Annotated in this window: 18 protein-coding genes; 11 read left to right on the top strand and 7 right to left on the bottom strand. The window is 43.4% G+C overall.

All coding sequences use genetic code 11. The features are described from left to right. Positions 1-387: HlyD family efflux transporter periplasmic adaptor subunit (locus RM811_RS04185; RefSeq protein WP_402521054.1), on the top strand; the 387-nt coding region annotated here is incomplete at its 5' end. 30 nt (positions 388-417) lie between these two features. On the opposite strand, the gene RM811_RS04190 is transcribed toward RM811_RS04185, so the two are convergent. Continuing rightward, complete coding sequence (locus RM811_RS04190) at positions 418-1,605, bottom strand: pentapeptide repeat-containing protein (RefSeq protein ID WP_402521056.1); 1,188 nt, start codon at positions 1,603-1,605, stop codon at positions 418-420. A gap of 254 nt (positions 1,606-1,859) precedes the next feature. Here RM811_RS04190 and RM811_RS04195 point away from each other — a divergent pair, with 254 nt between their 5' ends. After that, positions 1,860-2,531 carry a hypothetical protein gene (locus tag RM811_RS04195; protein ID WP_402521058.1) on the top strand — a complete coding sequence of 224 codons (672 nt, stop codon included), beginning with the start codon at positions 1,860-1,862 and terminating at the stop codon, positions 2,529-2,531. Positions 2,532-2,633: 102 nt separating this feature from the next. On the opposite strand, the gene RM811_RS04200 is transcribed toward RM811_RS04195, so the two are convergent. Further along, positions 2,634-2,963, bottom strand: a complete 330-nt coding sequence (locus RM811_RS04200) for an ArsR/SmtB family transcription factor (protein ID WP_402521060.1) — start codon at positions 2,961-2,963, stop codon at positions 2,634-2,636. A gap of 175 nt (positions 2,964-3,138) precedes the next feature. Between RM811_RS04200 and RM811_RS04205 the strand changes: the two genes are divergently transcribed. Both RM811_RS04205 and RM811_RS04210 read left to right on the top strand, forming a co-directional pair. Then, positions 3,139-4,056 carry a DMT family transporter gene (locus tag RM811_RS04205; protein WP_402521062.1) on the top strand — a complete coding sequence of 306 codons (918 nt, stop codon included), beginning with the start codon at positions 3,139-3,141 and terminating at the stop codon, positions 4,054-4,056. Between the two features lie 723 nt (positions 4,057-4,779). Then, positions 4,780-6,462, top strand: coding sequence for an NAD-dependent malic enzyme (locus RM811_RS04210; RefSeq protein WP_402521064.1), 1,683 nt, complete (start codon positions 4,780-4,782; stop codon positions 6,460-6,462). 474 nt (positions 6,463-6,936) lie between these two features. On the opposite strand, the gene RM811_RS04215 is transcribed toward RM811_RS04210, so the two are convergent. Further along, positions 6,937-7,296, bottom strand: a complete 360-nt coding sequence (locus tag RM811_RS04215; RefSeq protein ID WP_402521066.1) for a nuclear transport factor 2 family protein — start codon at positions 7,294-7,296, stop codon at positions 6,937-6,939. 746 nt (positions 7,297-8,042) lie between these two features. On the opposite strand from RM811_RS04215, the gene gorA reads away from it, so the two are divergent. The 6 genes from gorA (at position 8,043) to RM811_RS04245 (ending at position 14,081) form a co-directional block, all read left to right on the top strand. After that, positions 8,043-9,410, top strand: coding sequence for a glutathione-disulfide reductase (gene gorA / locus RM811_RS04220; RefSeq protein ID WP_402521068.1), 1,368 nt, complete (start codon positions 8,043-8,045; stop codon positions 9,408-9,410). A 353-nt stretch (positions 9,411-9,763) separates the two neighbouring features. Continuing rightward, the gene (locus tag RM811_RS04225) at positions 9,764-10,420 is read left to right on the top strand and encodes a TnsA endonuclease N-terminal domain-containing protein (protein WP_402521099.1); all 657 of its coding nucleotides are present in this window, start codon (positions 9,764-9,766) and stop codon (positions 10,418-10,420) included. Continuing rightward, complete coding sequence (locus RM811_RS04230; RefSeq protein ID WP_402521070.1) at positions 10,407-12,620, top strand: hypothetical protein; 2,214 nt, start codon at positions 10,407-10,409, stop codon at positions 12,618-12,620. Before RM811_RS04225 ends, RM811_RS04230 begins: the two co-directional genes overlap by 14 nt. Then, positions 12,617-12,850: a hypothetical protein gene (locus RM811_RS04235; RefSeq protein WP_402521072.1), complete on the top strand. Its 234-nt coding sequence runs from the start codon at positions 12,617-12,619 to the stop codon at positions 12,848-12,850. The genes RM811_RS04230 and RM811_RS04235 overlap by 4 nt, the downstream gene beginning before the upstream one ends. A gap of 60 nt (positions 12,851-12,910) precedes the next feature. Further along, positions 12,911-13,297 (top strand): hypothetical protein, encoded by a 387-nt coding sequence (locus RM811_RS04240; protein ID WP_402521074.1) that lies wholly within the window; start codon positions 12,911-12,913, stop codon positions 13,295-13,297. Between the two features lie 67 nt (positions 13,298-13,364). Further along, complete coding sequence (locus tag RM811_RS04245; protein WP_402521075.1) at positions 13,365-14,081, top strand: hypothetical protein; 717 nt, start codon at positions 13,365-13,367, stop codon at positions 14,079-14,081. A 102-nt stretch (positions 14,082-14,183) separates the two neighbouring features. Here the strand turns inward: RM811_RS04245 and RM811_RS04250 are convergent, their stop codons facing one another. The 3 genes from RM811_RS04250 to RM811_RS04260 all read right to left on the bottom strand — a co-directional run bounded on the left by RM811_RS04250 (position 14,184) and on the right by RM811_RS04260 (position 19,095). After that, entirely contained in the window at positions 14,184-15,455 is a 1,272-nt protein-coding gene (locus RM811_RS04250) for a DNA-processing protein DprA (protein ID WP_402521077.1), read from the bottom strand. Between the two features lie 9 nt (positions 15,456-15,464). After that, positions 15,465-17,576, bottom strand: coding sequence for a RecQ family ATP-dependent DNA helicase (locus tag RM811_RS04255; protein ID WP_402521079.1), 2,112 nt, complete (start codon positions 17,574-17,576; stop codon positions 15,465-15,467). 283 nt (positions 17,577-17,859) lie between these two features. Then, the gene (locus RM811_RS04260) at positions 17,860-19,095 is read right to left on the bottom strand and encodes a hypothetical protein (RefSeq protein ID WP_402521081.1); all 1,236 of its coding nucleotides are present in this window, start codon (positions 19,093-19,095) and stop codon (positions 17,860-17,862) included. A 98-nt stretch (positions 19,096-19,193) separates the two neighbouring features. On the opposite strand from RM811_RS04260, the gene RM811_RS04265 reads away from it, so the two are divergent. Then, the gene (locus RM811_RS04265; protein ID WP_402521083.1) at positions 19,194-19,382 is read left to right on the top strand and encodes a hypothetical protein; all 189 of its coding nucleotides are present in this window, start codon (positions 19,194-19,196) and stop codon (positions 19,380-19,382) included. A 67-nt stretch (positions 19,383-19,449) separates the two neighbouring features. Here RM811_RS04265 and RM811_RS04270 read toward each other — a convergent pair whose 3' ends face one another. Continuing rightward, positions 19,450-21,504: a UvrD-helicase domain-containing protein gene (locus tag RM811_RS04270; RefSeq protein WP_402521101.1), complete on the bottom strand. Its 2,055-nt coding sequence runs from the start codon at positions 21,502-21,504 to the stop codon at positions 19,450-19,452. Between the last annotated feature and the right edge of the window lie 439 nt (positions 21,505-21,943).

Consider the following 21,943-nt stretch of genomic DNA (forward strand, 5'->3'; position numbering starts at 1 on the left):
CAGCCGGGCATGAGCCTGATGGAAATTGTCCCCCTGGAGGACAATTTAATGATAGAGACGCAGGTACAGCCCAAGGACATTGGTTTCCTGCGTGAAGGCATGAAGGCGATCGTCAAACTGACTGCTTATGATTTTGCCATATATGGTGGATTAGACGGTTTTGTCGAACATATCAGTGCGGATACTATTAAGGATGAGAAGGGCGAAAGCTTTTATATTGTTCGTATAAGAACAAAAGAAAATTTTGTTGGATCTCCTGAAAAACCACTGGCGATCATTCCGGGTATGAGAACCAATGTGGATATCATTACCGGTGATAAAACGCTGATGGCTTATCTGTTAAAACCCATTCTGAGAGCGAAGCAGAATGCATTGACAGAGCGTTAATGATTTCGTAAAGAGTGAGCCAGTCCTGGCTCACTCATAAACCTCAATAATGGTTTCCGCATCAACGGCAGTCTGCTCAAGATGCCACTCTTCAAAGTCTGAATCCCGGATAACGGCACCAATAAAAAGGCTTTTGGTGAAGAGAGCATTGGTCAGGTCGGTATGCTCAATGACCAGATGGTCCAGGCGACAATGATTAAATGTTGGTGCTTTCTCAATACTGAAACAGTCGGTAAAAGAGCCTTCGCTGAAATTGACCTGATTGAAAACGGTATTATCCAGCTGGGCATCTGTTAAATTCACCCGCTCCCAGAGGCAGCCAGTTAATTGGGTACTGACCATATTTACAGACTGGAGGTCACAATCTGTCATGGTTACTTCATTGATTCTGGCGTGTGAAAATGACGGTCCCTCATCAAAACTTTCACACCCCTTAAATGATGTGTTGCTGATATCTGCATTATTGAACGATGTTTTGGTGAGAGTGCAGTGGCGAAACTCCATATCCTGAATTTCTGACTTTGTGAAATCAGCATTATCAAAGAAACCATGGATAATCTGGCTGTTGTATAAGCGTATTTCCCGGCAGGAACTGTTGTGAAAGGTTTGGGCGACCATATCACAGTTTTCAATAATGGCGGTATCCAGAACAGTATGATCAAAGTTGGCGGCAGAAAGGTCAGTATCAATGATTCTGGCGTTTGTCAGATTGGCATGGCGAAGATCCGCGCCATTCAGATTACAGCCATCCAGAATGCAGTCCCGAAGATCGGCATGACGGAAATCGACACCGCGAAGATCACAGTTTTTCCAGTGAACACCACGTAATTTGCTGGATTTGAATTTGCAGTACCTCATTGGACTGCTGTTAAAACGCATACGCTCCAAGTCCTGATTGATCAGTGATGCACCGGTAAAATCTGCGCCTTCAGGTGCTGCCCACCCAGGATGCAGACTTTCAAGCAATTCCCGTATCCGGGCAGCCTTCTCCTTTTCCAGCTCAAACTGCGCTGTCAGGCTGGAGTTTTGTTGGACTTGATAGCTGCCAACATTCTTTACGTTAATGCTCTTATTGGCTTTTAATCCAGAGGTTTTAAAGCCATCGGTGTTCAGCACATGCTCTGCAGAATCGTGATAGCCAGGCTTGGCTGAAGGCTCTTTATTTGCCTTGGCTGAAGGCTCTTTTTTCTCTGATAAGGGTTTTTTGTTCTGTGGCACAGGGGCAGTCTCTGGACGAACGCATATCATTCTGATTCGTCCGAAGAGTGCAAATATTTAGTTTTTTCAGGCAGATGAATGGTCAATCGCTAAAAGAAAAAATCTTGCCTGTTGGTTTCAGTGATTGATATTTCCCGGGTTTCAACTAGATACAAACAGTCATGAGTGAAAATTGCTCCTGACAGAATTGTCGAATCATCATGAGAAATATCATGGAGCCAGCTTGGCTTATTAAGGCGAAAGGCGGGTTAATTATGAAGTGTTCAGCAGGGTTAATAGTGTGTGGATGGGTATTGCTGGCATCGGCCAATGTTTATCCGGCCTGTGAAGATGTAGAGGGTGAGAATACAGAGCCTGTGGTGGTTGGTTTTAAAATGATCCATTGTGCCGGGAATAAAGATAGGCGATGTGCGTCACTCAGTGTCAGGATGAGTGCTGAGTCCTATGATCTGCTGGGGCAGCCGGAGACAGTAAAATGGTCTTATAGGGTTAATGATATAAAGGTTTGTAAGTTTCCATATGGCAGTACCTTCCCTGTTTGCAGCATCCATGAAGCTGACAGAACTGTCATGGCCGATTTTGTCTACGATCAGGAAAATAATGAGTACTTCCTGATTAAAAGAGGCGCTGCGTTCTTCAGAGGGATAGGGTTCCGTTTAAAGTCAGTCTGCCTTCTCAAAGGTGCTCTCAATAGCGGCGATTACACTGAAAGCTGTGCGAATGTATCTCTTGTCGCCAACGAATCGGGTAAAGACTATGTTACCAGGGATGTCGACTTCAGCCCTCTGGTCCGGGGGGATGCCGAGCCAGAGATGGAAATGACGTATATATCCGTTTTTATACCATTTCTGCTTTATCCTGCTTTACCGGATCAGAGTACAGATATGTCCTATGAGTTTGTCAATTTCCCCGGGTTTGAACGATAGGAGCCGGCTGTCATAGCTTGCAACAGGGCTTTGCAGGCATTGGTATGGCCCTGTTCTTTTTTTGGTGGTTTTTGGCGCAGCGATACTTATTTTCTGGCTAACTTAATCCTGCTCCTGAACATGATTGGCCAGATCAAGGATGACATGACGGATATGGTGATCATCCAGTTCATAGAGCACCTGTTTGCCTTTTCGGGTAGATTTCAGGATTCTGGCTTCCCGCAGGCTACGGAGATGATGGCTGGTTAATGGCTGGGACATGCCGGATATCTCAGACAGGCAACAAACCGGCTGCGGCTCCTCCAGACAGGCAATCACCAGTTGCAGCCTTTTGCTATCCCCCAGTATCTGGAAAATTTTTGCCAGTCGCCCCATGTCTTTATCAGACAGCTCAGGTAGCAGAGAACAACAGGTTGGGTGCATATCGACCATGGGCTTGTCCGAATACTGAAGAATAATGACTGGTAATGGTATTGTGCTATGAGGGCTTAGTCTATTTTCTGTTGCACCGTCATGTTTCCCTCTTTTCGTCAGTGAGTGCTGGTGGCACAATTACTCCATATAGAAATCAAACGATAAAAATAAATAGCCAATCAGGTTGCACTCTGTGAAAACTAAAGCACTTCGAGCAGATCTGCTGTTATTAATGGTATCTGTTATTTGGGGGTTTGCCTTTGTCGCTCAGATCAAGGGCATGGAGCATCTTGGACCATTTCTGTTTAACGCCTGTCGTTTTGCTTTGGGCTTTCTCTCGTTATTACCGGTTTATTTTCTGTTGGAGAGCATCTCGGGAAAGAAAGCCGGAAAGAAAGCAATCGGGTACAAAAAACAATACGACAATCAGTTGCTACTGAAGTGGGGGCCTTTAACAGGCATCGTGCTTTTTCTTGCCTCTTCCTTTCAACAGGTTGGCCTGTTGCATACAACGGCGGGCAACTCCGGGTTTATCACCGGGGTTTATATTATTCTGGTTCCAGTTCTTGGGATTGGGTTTGGGTACAGTACTCGTCCTGTGACCTGGCTTGGGGGAGCTGTTGCCCTGGCTGGTCTTTACTTCCTGACGGTAAAAGATGGTCTGAGCCTGAATCAAGGGGATTTACTGACTTTGGGCTCTGCGCTCATGTATGCCATTCAAATTCTTCTTATAGGCTGGCTTGCCCGACATGTTCATCCATTAAGATTGTCATTAATGCAATTTTTTATGACCGCCCTTTGCAGTATGGTCGTTGCTCTCTATCTGGAACCCATCAGCTTTGATGCCATTGCACAAAGTATCGGACCACTGTTGTTCGCTGGTGTTTTATCCACAGGCGTTGCTTTTACTGTTCAGGTCATTGCCCAGAAAGATGCAGCGTCTTCCCACGCGGCAATCATCATGAGTCTGGAAGCTGTTTTTGCGGTATTGGGAGGCTGGCTATTACTGGATGAACAGCTTGGGCCAAGAGGTATGCTGGGATGTGCCTTGATGATGGGTGGTATGCTGCTGTCACAGCTAAGGCGATCTGAGGACAGAGCACTCTCTTAACGCTTTGCTCACAATGTTCGAGAGAAAAATCAAAGAAAGTGGGGCTTAAAAAAGGACAACAAACAGATGGGTTTGCAAGCTGTGTGGATAATAGCTTTATAGAACTTCCATGTTACCAGTTTTGCCTGGCCGCTTTTCCGATATTACTCCGGATTTAGCTGATCTTCTAAGCTTCCTGGTATCCGTGTTGGTGCTGTGTCCGCAAAAAAGCACCTTGTAAACCCATCTGCTTGTTAATGCCGACACATTTATTGTTATTTTTATGAGTCGACGCTAAACCCTGTTGTTGTTTTTATTGTGGGTGTTTTGTTCTTGTTGCTTTTATTAATACAACTGTCGTGCCAAAAATAGGGGAAATAATGGAATCCCTTGCCGTACGTAGTTTCCGAATGATTTCGTACATTCCCGTGGTTAAAAAATAAACACGACAGGTGTTGTTATTTGTTACCTGCTTCCCACGATATGTGGCAATGGTACCGTCAAGGTAACAAATAGCCGGCAGCTTACTGTTACAAATAAGCCGCTAAACTGCTTTGACAACATAATTATCAAACAGTTGCTGTCGATTTTATAAAGATGTGATTGTTTGGTTATTTCGGTTATTCCGTTTGTTCTGCTCCTATACTAAGGATTATCCTTTGCGCCCTCGCTGACACTGGCTGCTTTATCGGCAGTTCAGGTCACACTCTTGCTGAAAAATGGCTGATAAAACGTAGGAAAAAAATGAGCGAACAAGACCAATGCATTCATACCGGTCTCACGGGCCGTTTGTTGCTGGAACATTCTCTGCTGAACAAAGGGACTGCTTTTTCTATTGAAGAGCGTGGTGAGCTGGACCTCCATGGCCTCCTGCCGCCGAGGGTGGAGTCGATGGAAGAGCAGTGTCATCGATCTTATAAGTCTTTTTCCATCAAGCCTACGCCGATACTCAAACATATCTATCTTCGTTCATTGCAGGATACCAACGAAACACTGTTCTATGCCCTTTTGCAGCGCCACCTTCAGGAAATGCTGCCGATTATCTACACTCCGGTAGTCGGGCAGGCCTGTCAGCGTTTCAGTGACCTCTATCGTCGGCCACGAGGTATCTATATTTCATATCCCCAGCGTGAACACATTTCGGCAATGCTGGCCAACTTCAAACGCAATATTGAAGTCATTGTGGTTACCGACGGTGAGCGTATCCTGGGTCTGGGTGACCAGGGCATCGGTGGTATGGGGATCTGCATTGGCAAGCTATCTTTATACAGTGCCGTTGGTGGAATTGCGCCAAACAAGACACTACCGATCGTACTGGATTGTGGTACCAATAACCGTCAGCTGCTGAATGACCCGAACTATCTTGGCTGGCGTCATGAACGAATTGCAGACGACGAATACTATGCGTTTGTGGATGACTTTATCCGTGCATTGAAGCGTCGCTGGCCCAAAGCGTTGTTGCAGTTTGAAGATTTTGCCATCAATCATGCGACACCACTTCTGGAAAAATACCGGGATGATCTCTGTACCTTCAATGATGATATTCAGGGTACAGCTGCTGTTACTGCTGCATCACTACTGGCTGCTGCCAAGGCTGCCGGTAAGTCTCTGGAAGACATGAAAATTGCTTTCCTCGGTGCTGGTTCAGCAGGGTGTGGTATAGCGGAGCAGTTGATCCGCCTGATGGTTGGCCGTGGGCTGAGTGATGAAGAGGCACGTCAGCGGATATTTATGGTAGACCGCTACGGGGTTCTGAATGACCAAATGGAAGACTTGCGTCTATTCCAGCAAAAATTAGTGCAGAGCAGTGAAGCACTCAGCCATTGGGGCTGTGATGAGAACCCCGGGCTGCTGGAAGTCGTTACCCATGGCAAGCCTGATGCCATTATCGGAGTCTCTGGTCAGTCAGGGTTATTCACTCGGGAAGTGATCAAAAAAATGGCTGAAAATCATGACCGGCCAATTGTCTTCCCGTTGTCAAACCCAATCAGCCAGGTTGAAGCGATACCGGAAGATATTATTGCATGGAGTGAAGGTCGTGCCTTGATTGCTACAGGCAGCCCATTTGATCCAGTTGAATACAATGGTAATCGTTATCCGGTAGCTCAGTGTAACAATATCTACATTTTTCCGGGACTGGGCCTTGGTGTTCTGGTGAGTGATGCTGAAAGAGTTTCCGATGGTATGCTGGATGCTGCGGTAGAAACACTGGCTATGGCTTCACCTGCCATCACGAATCCGGAAGCTGCACTGCTGCCTGAGCTAAACCATATTCATCAGGTAACCTGTGAAATAGCGATTGCCGTGGCCAGAGAAGCTCAGGAGGAAGGGCTCGCACCGAAATGTGAACAAACCGCGCTGGAAGCAAGGGTCAGAGCCAAGCGTTGGAATCCTGAATATCGCAGGGTTTATCTTTCTGACTCTTAAGGAAGGGACTTCTCAGTATAAAAAGGCGGTATAAAGAAGAGGTAAGCAGATAAGTTTACAAACTATCAGGCATCTTAATTATTGTTATTCACTGACAGTTGGCTGGTATGTTCTCGTTGCCTTCCTGATGGTGCAGTCTTCACAGAAGACTGCGGCAATCTTTCTTTTTAACATCCCATCAATTTGCCAGTTGATGACCTTCAGTATCCTGCAAACTTATCTGCTTTAATCTCCGACCTGTTGTTCTTGTTGTTAGCGGTCAGATTTTGCCATATTGTTGTTATTATTCGGCGTTTTTTGTTTGCATTTGGTTATACAAAGGGCATGCCAAAAATAACTTTATTTGGTAACTGGATGTTTTTAACGTTAATTTGTTTTTTGTCCTCCCTGTCTGCTTCTTGGTTAAGACGTAATCTGTTACTTGTTGAGTGCCATTTTGTGAAGGCGGTAACACGGGTGACAGGCTTTGATCCTTCAGGATTTATGCACTTCAATACGGCTGATAAGCCCTTCTTTAGAGAAAAAAAATCTTTCTAAACCCGATACATTAACGGGCTGTTCTGATTCGATATCGGTGCCAGTTCTGACAAACTCCAGTTCTACACAACTACCGTTCAGGTTTCGGTAGCTGCTGATGTGCCAGTTCACATCGGGGATCTTTGAGAAAAAAGAGGTCATCATGTCGAGAATGGCTGTCTTTCCCAGGAAATCACCGAGAAATGCAGAGTAATAGCTGGCGTTCTCATCAAACATGGGGGAGATCCAATCCAGCCGGTGGGCATTGGACAGAGCAACAAAAGCTCTGGCTGCTTCAATCTGTTCAGTGTTAGTCATAACGTATGCTGCCAATGGTTTGTGAGTAGATACCCAAAACTCACAACATAGCACCATCTCGACTTATCGACCTGATACAAGTTGTCACAGGCTTTGACGAACTCAGATGAAAAGTTGTTTTCTGAATAAACTGGCTTTGTGAACAGGTGGAAATATAGGCAGAGAGTGAAGTCGTAAAGAATAAAAGAAACAAACAGACAGGTTTACAGGTACTTGGAAGCTCTTTCTTTCTTCCTTGTCAGAATGCCTGCGCTGCCTTTTGTAACCTGTTACCAGGTTCAGTCAGTCTTCTTGGCTTTCCAGTTCCTGTTTGTCGGCTACCATAATAGTACCCTGCAAACCTGTCTATTTGAGTCACCCGACCTTTTATTATTATTTTTATAGGTTGGGAATCGTCATTATTATTATTGTTATGTCTTGACGACTTTTGTGCTCGATTGACACTGTATCAATTGCTGTGCCAGTTTTTGCAAAAAATGCTGAAGGACTTGGTAAGCAAGGCGTAAAGTCGATCGATGTATTTCTGGAAAGTATGGAGTATCTTTATATCCTGTTACTGCGCTCCCCTGATTGTGTAACCTTCGGGAAATACGTAACACAAATAGACTACTCTTTTTTGTAGATCATGGCGTTTATATACCTGTTATCTGACGTGTAACAAATATCAAATGCGTTTGGTGGTTTAAATTACTTTGTGAAGCCCATATAAAGACTATCCGCAGATAGGCATTGATCAGGACAATAAAATGACGACATTGAATCACTTTGATTATCTGGTAATAGGCGGCGGTAGTGGTGGCATTGCTACTGCAAATCGCGCGGCAATGTATGGGAAAAAGGTTGGGCTTATTGAGGCCAAACACCTTGGGGGTACCTGCGTCAACGTTGGCTGTGTTCCCAAAAAAGCCATGTGGTTTGCCGGGCAAATTGCTGATGCCTGTCGTTATGGGCCTGATTATGGTTTTGATATCAGTATCGATGAACAGCTGAAAGCGTTTAGCTGGAGTAAGCTGGTTAAGAGCCGCCAGGCATACATCAGTCGTATTCATGCATCCTATGATCGAGTTCTGGGCAATAACAAAATCACCGTAATAAACGGGTATGGTCGTTTTGTAGACAGTAAAACCGTAGAAGTTGATGGTAAGCACTATATGGCAGACCACATCACCATTGCGACGGGTGGAGAACCTCAAATTCCTGAAATTCCCGGGGCGGATTACGGGATTGATTCAGATGGTTTCTTTGATTTGACTGAGCGCCCGGGGCGTGTGGCTGTTTTGGGTGCCGGTTATATTGCTGTTGAACTGGCGGGTGTACTGCATGCGCTGGGTAGTGAAACTCACCTGCTGGTTCGTAAACACAAGCCGCTGCGTACCTTTGATGAGATGCTTTCTGACACGCTGGTTGAAGTGATGGAGTCTGAGGGGCCACAACTCCACACTCATTCAGTACCAAGGGAAGTTGTAAAAGAAGACGATGGAAGTCTTACGGTTCATCTTGAAAATGGCAATACGTTGAACGTTGATACGGTGATCTGGGCGGTTGGTCGTAAGCCCCACACATCAGGCATTAATATTGAAGTGGCTGGTGTTACCCTGGATGCCAAAGGCTACATATCTGTGGATAAATTCCAGAACACTAACATCGGGGGGGTTTATGCCGTTGGTGATAATATTGGCAAGATCGAACTCACGCCAGTAGCTGTAGCCGCAGGTCGTCGTTTATCCGAACGACTGTTTAACAATAAGCCGGAAGAACATCTGAACTATGACAATGTGGCGACGGTGGTATTCAGTCATCCGCCAATCGGCACCGTTGGTCTTTCAGAAAGTGCGGCTCGTGAGCAGTATGGTGATGATAACGTAAAAGTTTACACCAGCCAGTTCACCGCCATGTTCAGCGCCCTCACCAGTCATCGTCAGCCATCAAAGATGAAGCTGGTAACGGTAGGCGCTGAAGAAAAAATCGTTGGTATCCACGCTATCGGCCATGGGGCTGATGAAATGCTTCAGGGGTTTGCGGTTGCACTAAAAATGGGAGCGACCAAAGCAGACTTCGACAATACGATTGCTATTCATCCTACTTCTTCAGAAGAGTTCGTTACCATGCGGTAATGGAGTATTTGGAGAGTTAAAAAAGAAGTGACAACTTAAAATAAAAGTGACAACTTAAAAAATAAACGACAATCTCGCAAAATCTCTTCTAGAATGATCATGAGTAATCTGTTCTCAGATTACTCATTCTTTGGTCTTGCCTAAATCTATATTCTCATGAGTTATACACTATGCCTCGTATACCCAAGAAAAGTTACCAGGATTAGTGTGAAGAGATAGAGCAATATGGTTATAAAAGTTTTTTAACTAATGCAAATTTTAGCTCTATTGCTACAGCAACAGAATTTTACAGTATCAAAAACCAAAGGTGGTGCTTTGCGGCGTCTCCACTTGAAGATAAGCTCTTTCATTATCTGGACTTTAAAGATAATGTTGCAGGATACAAAGAGCAGTTTGCTATAGATCCTGAAATTTCATTATCAGTTGCTAAGCGGCTAAATCTTAGGCATCACAATGCAGGAAAAGAGCCTGCTGTGGTTACTCTAGATACGTTAGTTTATCCTGAAGATGAAAGTGGGAGCTATGTTCTTTCCGCAAAGACTAAAAAGGAAATATCGGAAGAAAATCTAAAAGGAGATAAAAAAGCGATTGAAAAATTTAAAAGGCTAAAAGAAAAGCTACTGATAGAAAAGAAGTCTTCTGAGTATTCTGGTTATCCTTGGTTTCTGACGACAGACAAGGATGAGTTTTTTCAGATTTACCCAAATCTCGAGTGGATGTACAGAAGCAACTTTATGATAAATGGAAATCACAAAAAATATATTGAAGACTATGTTTCTATTTTTGATGATAGTATGGTTTGTATAGATAGAAAAACAAGACTGATTGATATCCATGAAGATATTTCAAACAGGCTAAAAGTGTCATTAGATAGTGTTAAAGTAATATTTGCATATTGCTGTTGGAATAAGTATATATCATTCGACCTGACAGTAAAAATGGAACCATTATCTTTAGTTGATAAATACACCTTTACTGTAGTTGGGGATATTGTTGATGTATCCAATTGATACTGTAGTTAAAGTCAGTGGCTCGAATGTCCTTCCAGATGCAATGTATAGAATCGTACATCGCACAAATACGGAAACCCATTTTGTTGAGATATGTAATCGACCAAGAAAGCTCAGTAGTATTATCAACTCTATGGTTGATAATGATATCAATGATAAATCTCTTTATAAAATAAAATGGCAGTTACCCTCTCACTTATATCTCTCAGATGAAGATCTAAAGAAAGAGTGGGTTGAAGAAAGAGAAAGATATAGAGAGATTTTATCTCCAATTCTTGAAAATATTTACGACTTTATTGAGAGGAATTCTGTTGGAATTGCTGTAAGAGATGAAGTGATAGGGAATAGTGGTCTTCAGAAAAGTACAGTATATTCAAAAATATATAAATATTTGATGTACGGGAAAAATCTTAATGGTCTATTGCCTGGTCATTTTTTAAAAGGTGGTTATGGTAAGCAAAAGAAAACAACGTCAGATACAAAGGTTAGGGGGCGACCAAAAAAAAGGGATAAAAGACATGGGACGGTAAATGTTGGAGATAAAGAAAAGCAATGGATTATAGAATCTTATAAAAAGTACTATAAAAAATTGAGTGCCAATGGAGAAAAATGTGACACCTTAAAACAGGTCTGTCATGCTCTCTGGTATGATCATTATCTATTAGATCCAAAAGCTGATGATGATGATAAAAAGTTTCAGTCTGATAGGATTTCCGAGGCTAACTTTTATTACTGGATTCATAAACTCATACCTGATTTGGAAATTGTAAAGAGAGAAGTAGGGAAGTGGGCGTTCGAAAAAGACTTTAACTACCTTTATGGAAAGTCCAGAGATATAGTAAGCAGTCCAGGGCAAATTTACATTATTGATGCCACGCCAACAGATGTCTATTTGGCTAGTAATTTTGAACTAATTAAAACAGTTTCTCCTGGGAGAATGACGTTATATGTGGTTGTAGATGCGTTTTCTGGATTGATTGTTGGCTACAATATTTCATTTAATAACCCAAGCCTACCAAAGGCTCTTGAAGCACTGTTCTGTGCTTCTATTAAAAAATCTTTCTTTGGTAAATTAATAGGTATAGATATTAGTGATGAAGACTGGCCTTCCCATCATGTTCCTGCGGGCACTCTTGCAGACAAGGCTGAGTTAATCTCTGGGAAGAAAGACGATATCAATTTACGACTATGTATTTCTTCAGCTAAATCATGCCCTCCATATCGTGGAGATGCCAAAGGCCTTGTAGAAAGTATTATCAAGCGATTTAACTTTGAACTTTCAAGACGTTTACCTGGTGCTGTAAATAAACGTGTTATCGATCGTGGGGATAAAGATCCAGCTGAGGAAGCTGTTATCACATTCAGTGATATGCATAAGTTAACAATTGATTTGATTAATTTTCTTAACCGACGTCCTATTGATAGGCAATACTTTACACAAGATATGTCCAAGGTAGGGGTAGAACCAACACCCATTGCAATATGGAGCTGGGGGCTAAAGCACTGCAATAGCTTTGCAATTGATTCAGATGAGTTTGATAAAAAACTTCTGTATACCTCTCTGTCGGAAAGAGTCGAAGTCACTATTAATGATGAGGGGATACATGTGAAAGGAACGGATAATAGGCTGTGCTATATCCCGGGGCATGCGGACTTACAGAAACTAGCACGAATTTATAAAAAAACTGCTCGTGGAAGCAATATATCTCAACACTATACGGCGCACAGGATTTTTGGTGTTACAGATGTTCTTTATTTAATACCAAAAATTATGGATACATCAGATGGTAGCACAATCATTGAGTGTAAACTGTCAACACGAAGTGAGCGATTTCATAACATGATTGTTGATGAGGCTCTTATGCTTATTGAAAAAGAAATGTACCAAGATGACGAAATTACTGAAACTCAGCATAATATGCGAGCTGCCCTAATTGCAAATAGGCGAACTACTGTTAAAGCTGCCAACGAAAGAAAAGCTAAAGGAAAACAGGCATCAAGAAATCGTAAAAAAGATAAGCGTACACATCGAGATATTGAAAAAAGTCTAATTGCCCGTCAGAGTTTCAAGCTTGCGCAGCAAGCACTAAATGATAATGCACCTGATCATGAAGAAGATGAAACTTCTGAGCAGCCTGTTCGGGATAATGTCAAAAAGACATCAATTCGTAGGCACTTGATAAAAGGTCTTAGAAAATGATTGATATAAAACTTAACTATAGGATTAAGAGGGTGGTCATAAATGATCCAGAGTATATTGAAATTGGATTAAGGAGTTTTAGAGGAAACCCATTGGCTGAGGCGATTACAAGACCTATTCAGGATAAAGTAAAATTTGAGAATTCACTTTGCAAATTACCATATCATGATGAGAGAGATGATAATGGTGAACTATCAATAGGCGATTTAGACTTTTATGCGAAAATATAGATATCCATACACATCTCTGACTTTAGTCTGCCAGATACTGATCACTGGTATGCATTCTATATGGACTTATATAGAGTCATTCTTGATGGATATAAATCCAGAAATCCATTTTCTCCTGAGTCTGAAAAATCTAAAACAACGATCGCTATAAACAAAAGTCAAGATTATGAATCAGTAATAAGTACCCTTAAAAATATGCGATCATGTAATACTACTTCAAAAACATCAATGCTCTCTGGGCCATCAGGAATGGGTAAAACTCATAGGGCAGAGCAAATCCTTTCTCTTATTCCTAATGTAATTAAGCATAAAAACTACAAGGGAAAGAATCTTAGGTTTACTCAGTTGACATGGGTGAAAATCGACTGCCCTGGAGGTACAGAAAAAGGATTGTGCCTATATTTTTTTGCAATGCTGGATTACTTACTAGAAAACACAGGGGGGTGATCGTTATTACAAAGATTCCACTTTTAGAAAAAGTCTCGATACCTTACAGCTGGACATGGCAATAGCAGTGGCTGTTCATAATATTGGTCTCATTGTTATTGATGAATTTCAGAATTTATTGGAGTGCAAATCATTTTCTAAAGTAATGCGCTTTCTTGATACTTTAGTTAATGTAGTTGGGGTGCCAATACTTTATATTGGTACATCAAAAATTTACAAACTATTTTGCCCTGAAAATGTTAAAAGTTTTCGAAGTGTCAGGCGTATTGCTACTGGGTTTTATAGGGAAGTTGATAGGTATAAAGAGAATGATGATTTCTGGAACGAGATGGTATTGCTTTATTGGATGAATTTGCTGTGCATTAATGAGACGGATCCATGTGATGAGATCCTTTCTCTTATTTACAGAAAAACACAAGGCATTCCTGCAATACTTGAATACCTTATGCTCAGAATCAACATTTATGTATCGGATAATAGTATTAATCAGGTAGATGCTGATTTAATAAATGATATCTACGATACTCAGCTTATTCCTTTGCATGAAGCTGTTGCTGCTCTAGAAGTCGGCGATACTGATGCTTATGATGATATTTGTCCAATTTCAGAATTATTAAGGGATATCTTGCAAGATATCAAAGGCGAAGAAACATCAAAACCTGAGAGAGTCGCTCGACCCGATGATCCCAAGGATAATATGTCTGAAAAAACCAAACTGGAAGAAAGTTTACCACTTGATCGCGACAAGGAAATGGCTGAGCTTGAAGATTTACTCAAAATGTAGTTGAACTGAACAGCACCATTACAGTTCTACACTATCCATTACTAGAGCTTGAATCCTTGATAACGATATAAATTGAAGGGAATATATCAAATCAAGTTTCGGTTAACTCGCTAGCTTATAAGCCCCATGCTGCTCCACTCGTTTGATCAAATTCTCACTCTCAGCCCGATCAAGCCAGTTAGCAATTTGTTCTGAATGTAAATCTGACATAATTCTAGCCAGCTCAGCCTGAGATATATCAGGCTGTTGGTTCAAAATTTTTCGCAACTGGCTAATAAACAAGCCAAAGAACATATCTGCTTCTGAAACCTGCTCTTGAGTATTCAGTTGGCTTTGATCAGGTGCTTGGGAGCCAGTATTGTAAGCTTGAGCCCTTGAGAACATATCGCCCACCTCTTGCAGGGGCTTCAGGCAGTGTTTTCTTACCTTATTTTCATCCCCGGAAAGAGCATTTCTCAGGCAGTTATCTGGTCTGTTTTCAGCCTGTAATGGGATATTGAAAGCATTACCGCCAATTTCAAGAAGTGCTTTATTACCATCCACTTCCGCTGGTTTAACAAACAGCGAAATCCATCCCTTCTTCAGGTTTTCTGTAGCGCCGGCCCAGGTTCCCCCTTTGTCTTTATCTGATCGAACGACCAGAGCGTAGTCAGCAAGACAGTAAATATATTTGTTCCTGCCCATTGCATTCCCGGAACTGAAACCGGCTTCTGGATAATAAGGGGAGACCAGGCAAAGGTTTTCAGCTTCCAGATGCCTTCGCCATTTTGCCGAAAGTGCCGCTTTGTACAGGCTGTCTGCAAGAATACCTAATGCGGTACCTTTTGCTTCGAGGGATGAGAGCATGGAGGTTTCATCGACTCCTTTGGCTCCACCAGAAACAATATTTATCCCTTCAAACGAAGCTTGATAACCCACATCTTTGGTAAAGGAGACATCTTCCTCCTCTATGCTTCTGGAACCCACAACAGCAAGACCTCCCGCATTCAAAAGCTGTTTGTTACCCAGCCCGAAAATTACTGGCGGGGACATGGTTCCCAGTTTTTGCTTCAGACGCAGTGGGTAATCGTTGTCACTTCGTGTCAGGAACCAAATACCAACCTGTTGCCATTTCTCCAAAGCAAGACTCATTGCCATGCCGCGGCCCAGCAACTGTTTTACCCTGTCAGCGGTTATGTTTTTTTTGCTACCTGACCACTTGGAAAAAACTTCATCGAAGTTGTCGAACAATGAGGAAGGCTGAAACTTATTGGCCAGGAGCCACTCAGCAAAACGGGCATATTCAGAGACTGTCAGAGGCTTCGCGTCTTCCTTGCGAGGCTTTGAAAAGTAGCATGTCAGAAGCATGACAGCCTGGGTATTTTCTGTGAGCATGTCTGGCTCCTATGAACTTGTCGCTGTGGACATTACCGCAAAAGGGAAAACCGGGCCAGATCCATGCCGTCTGAGAAGGGCCGCGATAACTGCAAATGTCCAACCTGAATCCACTGCATCATCGACCAGAAGAACCGGGCCGACTGGTATATTTTCAGTAATGGAAAAAGCTCCGTCCAGGTTGTGGCATCGGTACTCTGTATTTTCCATTGTTTTTTGTGGTCTGTTAAGTCTTGCTTTGGAGATTACTTCGCAGCAGGGAATCCCCAATAATCTGGCAAGCTCATGTGCAAAATCTGCTACAAGCTTCGGATAGTTCTGTGAAGGGACAAAAGTAATCCACTCTGGAAAAGGGGTAGGTTGCCACCGTCCCCTGATTAACCGGGCCGATGCGCTGGCAAGTCGAGGATCAAAGTTGTGCTGTCGTTTACCCTCTTTGGCTATGTCTCCCCAGCCAGCTTCACCCCATTTGCATAAGGCTCTTCCTTGTTCATGCTTAAGTTCTCCAAATTTATATGGGAATTGGTAGACTGGAAAACGTGCAGCAGCATTGGCATGGCCATTCCCCACCTTTGTTTTAGGGGGAATTTCAATTAACACATTTTCCAGAAATTCTGCAGCTCGCTGGCCTGTTTCATGAGTGAAACCGCTTGGTAAAGCGTAGTCACTACGGCAATTTGCGCACTTACCACACGGTTGTGCATTTTCATCATCCAAAGCCATAGCCAGAAACTGCATTAAACACCCCTGATGGTTCAGATAGTTCTGCATCTCCTCCAGCTCATGCTCTTTACGCTGGCATAGTCGGGCAATCGCAGCGTGGGGCAGCTCATATTGAACAGATGTTCGATAATAGATGCTTCCATCTTTCACAACTGGAGCGGGATGCTCTGTCATGAGGTATTTGAGAGCATCCTTAATCTTGGTGGAGCGGGCATTGATCACTTCCTCAAGTTCAGCCTGCTTTAAACCGTCTTCTGATTTATAGAGCGTATCAAGGATGCTGCTAACTAGCTCTTCTTTTGGAAACGCCTGACTAATAAAGTAATTCTGGATATCAATATCCTCGTCACCAGAAAGCAACACTCCCCATGCCTGAGGTATACCTCTGCCTGCCCGACCAACTTGTTGGTAGTAACTGACCACTGAACCGGGACTTTGGTAATGAATAACAAAAGCCAGATCAGGCTTGTCATAACCCATTCCAAGGGCCGAAGTAGCAACCAGTACTTTTAACTGGTTGTTTAATAGAGCTGCTTCTAACTGCAATCTTTGCTCAGGAAGCGCATTGCCAGAATAAGCCTCTGCAGTGATTCTCTGCTGTTGTAGCCATCGAGCAATTCGTATTGAGTCATTAACGGTAGCCGTGTAAACAATACCAGTGCCCTCTATTTGTGGAATGGTATCCGCTAGCCAGGCCATTCTTTGGGAGCGTCTGGGTAGATAGAGACACTGTAGGTGAAGGGATTCCCGAACCAGGTTTCCTCGAAATACGGTAATGTTATCCCCAAGTTGGGTTTTGATATCGTCCATTACTCGCTGGTTGGCCGTAGCGGTTGTTGCAAGCACAGGGAGGTTGCGTGGCATAAAAGGAAGTATGCTTTTAATACGCTTATAGTCGGGACGAAAATCATGACCCCAATCAGAAATGCAGTGTGCTTCATCAATTACGAACAGACCTGCGTGCTCTGCAACATGCTGTAAGACATTGTCCAGAAAATCCCGGTTTGCCAGCCTTTCAGGGGATATGATGACAGCATCCAGCTGGTTGTTCAGCAGCATTCGCTCGGTCTGGGCATGCTCTTTTGTGTTTGAAGAGTTTATGGTGCCAAGGCGAACATTGAATTTCGCAGCGGAATTGATCTGGTTGCGCATCAATGCCAGCAGAGGGGAGATAATGATGGTCGGTCCTTTCCCTTCATTTCTTAGCAGGCGTGTTGCAATAAAATACACTGAGCTTTTACCCCAGCCTGTCTTCTGAACAACCAGCAAGCGGGAACGCCTGGCGACCAGTGCTTCGATGGATTCCCATTGATGTTCATGAAAGCTGGCATCAGATGAGCCAAGGCCATGGCGTAATAAGGCCAAGGCATCCTGATAGTATTGATTGACCGGTTTCAATTTTTATCCCCCTGTGAACTACGATTCTGTCATCAACAGGCTCGATTTATCGAATGTGCAAACCGTTTCAGGCTTGCTGATAAATATCCGTATACTTCGTCTGCTGGTTCGGAAAAGAAATACTGAAGTATCAAAGAAGGGCATTGCGCAATTAATGCCCAACAAGCTTCACGGGATAAGCATAGTTAACAATGCTGTCAGAACGGCCGTTTTATTACTGACCACGACCGTTACCCTTCAACATATTGGCTAACCATGCCAGCTCATTGAATGTCCGATACGTTTATTTAGCTCCAGCTGCTTTTTCTTCATCAAAGGGCTTCACCCAGCTCTCATAGGGGAACTTTTCTTTAATCTTTGCCTGAAAATCTTCATTTCGTAGCATTTCCAGGGTGACATCTTTGTATGTACAGTGGAGTTTGGTGTTTTTCAGTAGCGTTTCCGCATCCGGTGCGTTCTTATTGAGGATCTTCACGAGGAACGTTTTTGCTATTTCATCAGTGATATTTGAGCATTGGCCGACCAGTTGAGTTGGCGGGTTATTCTTTATGCTTGGAGTCAGCTCTCTGGCAAGGGCTGAAATAGAGTCATCTATACCTTGATTGATAGTGTCTATCGCAGATTCTTTGAAGTCATTTAACTGCTTTTCCAGTTCGGCAATATGGTTCTGGAACTCAGATTTCCGTGTCTTCAGGATGACTCTGCCCAACTGCTTACCAAGGCTGGGCGCAAAATGCTCCCTAAGTTCGTTCAATTCGCTTTTGATGGCTTGAAACTCTTTAAGCTCAAGGCCTTCAACCAGCTTATAGCTGGCTCTGACTCTCTTTCCTACCTCCTTGTTTCCCGAGAACAGGGCCTTTTTCAGATCGCTGCTGAACTGCAAGACCCGTTGCTCAATATTGCCCCCTTCAAACTCTATTTCCACGAATTGAAGGTGAGTCTGGTACACTTGGACCACACGCTGAAGATTGAAAGCTTGAGGTGGATTTTCGTTGATGATCCTTGTGATCTGATTAATCTCTTCAGGCTCAATCAGTGTTGAACCTATTTCCACTCCCGGAATATCTTTCTCAGGATCAAACAAAGCATTCACCCGGCGAGGCTTTTCCTGTGGTTTCACAGAACGGAAAATAGCCTGCACCTGATCCGGGTGGAGTTGAATGGCATTATATCCTTCAATGGAATCCTGACTCTCCACTGCCATCGGAGCAAGGTTAAATACCCAACCACGATCATCGACCAAGAAGGTGCCTATTCTCAGCCCCTTTTGCTTTCGGATGGCAATCCCTGCATTGAAAAGCATTTCCACAGCTTCATTTACGCCATAGCCCAGACGGAAGACGTGCTCATCATAGTCAAGAATTACAGTACAGTTGTTTTGACCAAGATCGTTCAATCGGTTTATCAGAGCGGTTGCGACGACATCACTAATGGATGGTGCACTATAAACAATATGATGCTTAGCCTGTTTGATGAACAGACTGATCTCTTCCGGAGATATGCCCTGAAAAATGCTCATAATTCATCTCCCTTAATTTTATTCCCAAGTTACTGCGTGCTGTACTTCGAAACGCCACTGCGGCCTTATTTTTCAGTACACTGAAGGATTCGGTGATAGTGCTGATTTCTTCAAACAGGAATGAGTCTTTAGCGCAGCGTTTTGAGGATAATCACATGCCTCTTGGTGTTGCGGTACACTCTCGCTCCGGCGGCCAAGAGCTTTTACATGCAGAAAGCTTCCAGAAAATGACCTATGAAAGACTGTGGCAACGTAGCACGAAAAAGCCAACCAATGCATTGCTGTGAGTCACAGTATAATTCAGGCATTTGTCAGACTTTATCGTGCATAGTTGGGCTACAGATACTACGAAAATTATTGCCAGGTCTGGACCATCTCGACTGTCAGCTCTTTTAAACTTTCCGGGATATAGCTTTCACAAGCCAGACCTAAGAAAGTTGCAGCACGAGTCGCTCCTACGTATAGGAACTTATCAAAGAGATCAGGCTTGTTTTGAGCCAGTTTATCGAGCCCCAAGAAGAATACAGCTTCAAACTCCAGCCCCTTAATATGCTGAACATCAAAGACACGAACAGAGCTACCTTCACCAATGGTATTACCATTCGAACAAGCTTCAGCTTGAAGGTTTATATCTTCGAGCAGGATGTTGAGGGCATTGGCTGTGGGAACAACTTCTTCTTCAGAGTTCACCAGAACCGCTATAGTTGGCCTTGCCCCCTCAGCCAATTTGTCAATTTCCTCAATCCTGCTAAAGAGCCACTCTGCGATGTCATCCGTATCGTGGTATTGCTCAAGCAGGACAGGAGGAACTCCTTCATGGTCTACATTTTCTGGAAGCGCTGCTTTCTCATCAATAGCGCCGCCCATTAACTCCAGAAGCTCTCCTGCAAATGCGTTCAACTTTTGGCTTTGTCGGTAAACGATATTGATTGATTTATGAGTAATCTTTCTTGATACCCACTCGAACTCATCTGGTGTCTTTGTTCCCCACCCGGTAATACGCTGGTTGAAGTCACCACAGACAAAGAAAGAACCTGTGCTTAAACTCGTCAGCCGCTCCATACAGGCCAGCTGAATGGGGGAAAAGTCAGTAGCTTCATCAACCAGAATCTGATTTTTGAATCGATCTGAAATGATCTTTAATATAGAGAACTCTTCCAGGTTTGTACGAACAAAGTGCTGCTGTAGCAGTTCTCTGGCGCAGTCAAACATCAGCAGGATGATCAGATCCAACTCTTGCTGGCCTATATGGCTCGTGCTCTGTGGGGGGGACAGGTACCACTGTTTTTCTTTCAGACATTTTTTCCGGTACGTCCTGAAATTTTGGGGAACGCTTACAGTGAAGTTGTTCGCAAGCTTAGTAAATCGACGTAATACATTTTGGCTGAAAACAATCTGGCCAATGCCGATCAACTGCTCTTTGCCAGGTATTCTATTTCCAAGCCATTTGGCGATTGCTGCGTTTTTACTTCCTTTGCCCAGCTTTCGCTTTTGGTATGTGGCTCGTGCATAAGCCCTGATAAAGGCTACCATGCTCTGCACAGCTATTTTTTTAGGTGACGAAGCTTGGACATCTTTCTCATCAGCATCATAGGCATCATCGCTATCATTGTCTTCTGAGGGCGTTTTAATCGTTGAAAGGAATTTAGAAAACTCATTTACCAGTTCTTTTTTCTGATTAAAAATGTAGTTTACCGCTTTACGAATATCTCTATCAGATTCTTGCTTGAGCTTATCCAGTACCGCTCTTATCTCGTTCTCAAGAGTAAATATTTGGCTATAGATTGCCATAAGAGAGTCGGCAGACTCGGTAATACTCCTGATTTTTTGTGCCAGAGGTTTGGCTTCTTCAATATCAATCTTTTTGAGGAGCGTCACAGCGTCTTTGAGATGTTGTTCTGCACTTGCCCTGTGATACGACTTAAACGACTCATACCAGATGATGGCTGATTCGGTAGCTTCAGGCTTCAGGTGTTTCACTTCGGACTTCAGGATAAAACTGCTTTTTTTAGTACCTGCTTGCAAAATATCGAGGACATTACGTGCAAGATCACGGCTATGGGCATCCCAGGTTTTTATATTGTGGTCAGAGGCTGCAACCTGTTCCCGACTGAAAGCTTCTTTGAGGTAGTGTTTAAGCAAGTCAGTAGGAGTAAACATTACCCAACTGCGTCTATGGTCAGTTTCGTTACCAATCCTTGCTTGCTCTGCTTCCGTTAAATACGTGACATCCAGTTTTTGCCCCAATCTTCGAATAAGTGTTGTCGTTTTACCTGTACCGGGAGGCCCCAGAATTAACAGCTGGCTATCCAGCGGCATTCGGAAGATTTCGTCCTGAAACTTATCCAGTATAGGTTGGTCACGAAGACCAATATTGGTAAGAATTTCATGCTGTATAGATTCCCTGATGTTGTCAGAGTCATCATAGTTGTCATTTCTTTTTTAACTTGGAATGGCTGGAATTGCTTGGTATCTGGGGTATTAAGTTGTCACTTCTTTTTTAATTCTCCAGTATTAAAAAATAACCATTTACTCCTTGGACAGCCTCCTGAACTGAGCGACAAGTGAGCATCCTGATTCAGGCGGAGTATCGAACTAACGCCAGAAAGCTCTTCACAGCGTTGAGGGGATTTCCAGTAACCGTCTTATCAGCACCGCAACTCTCGTCTCCACGTATGTTGAAGTGTATCCTGTCAGACCAGAGGTACACGCAGTGCTTGTTTTCCAAACTTCGCTGACTCCATTGCCTGCACTCTTCAATCCAGCGAGCTTTTAAACGGCTGATGACACCTGGAAAGGGGGGGGCTGCCTGACTGTCAGGCAGACTTTGCGAGGCTCTCTGAAAGTC

Source organism: Endozoicomonas sp. (assembly GCF_031844845.1).
Taxonomy (GTDB): domain Bacteria; phylum Pseudomonadota; class Gammaproteobacteria; order Pseudomonadales; family Endozoicomonadaceae; genus Endozoicomonas.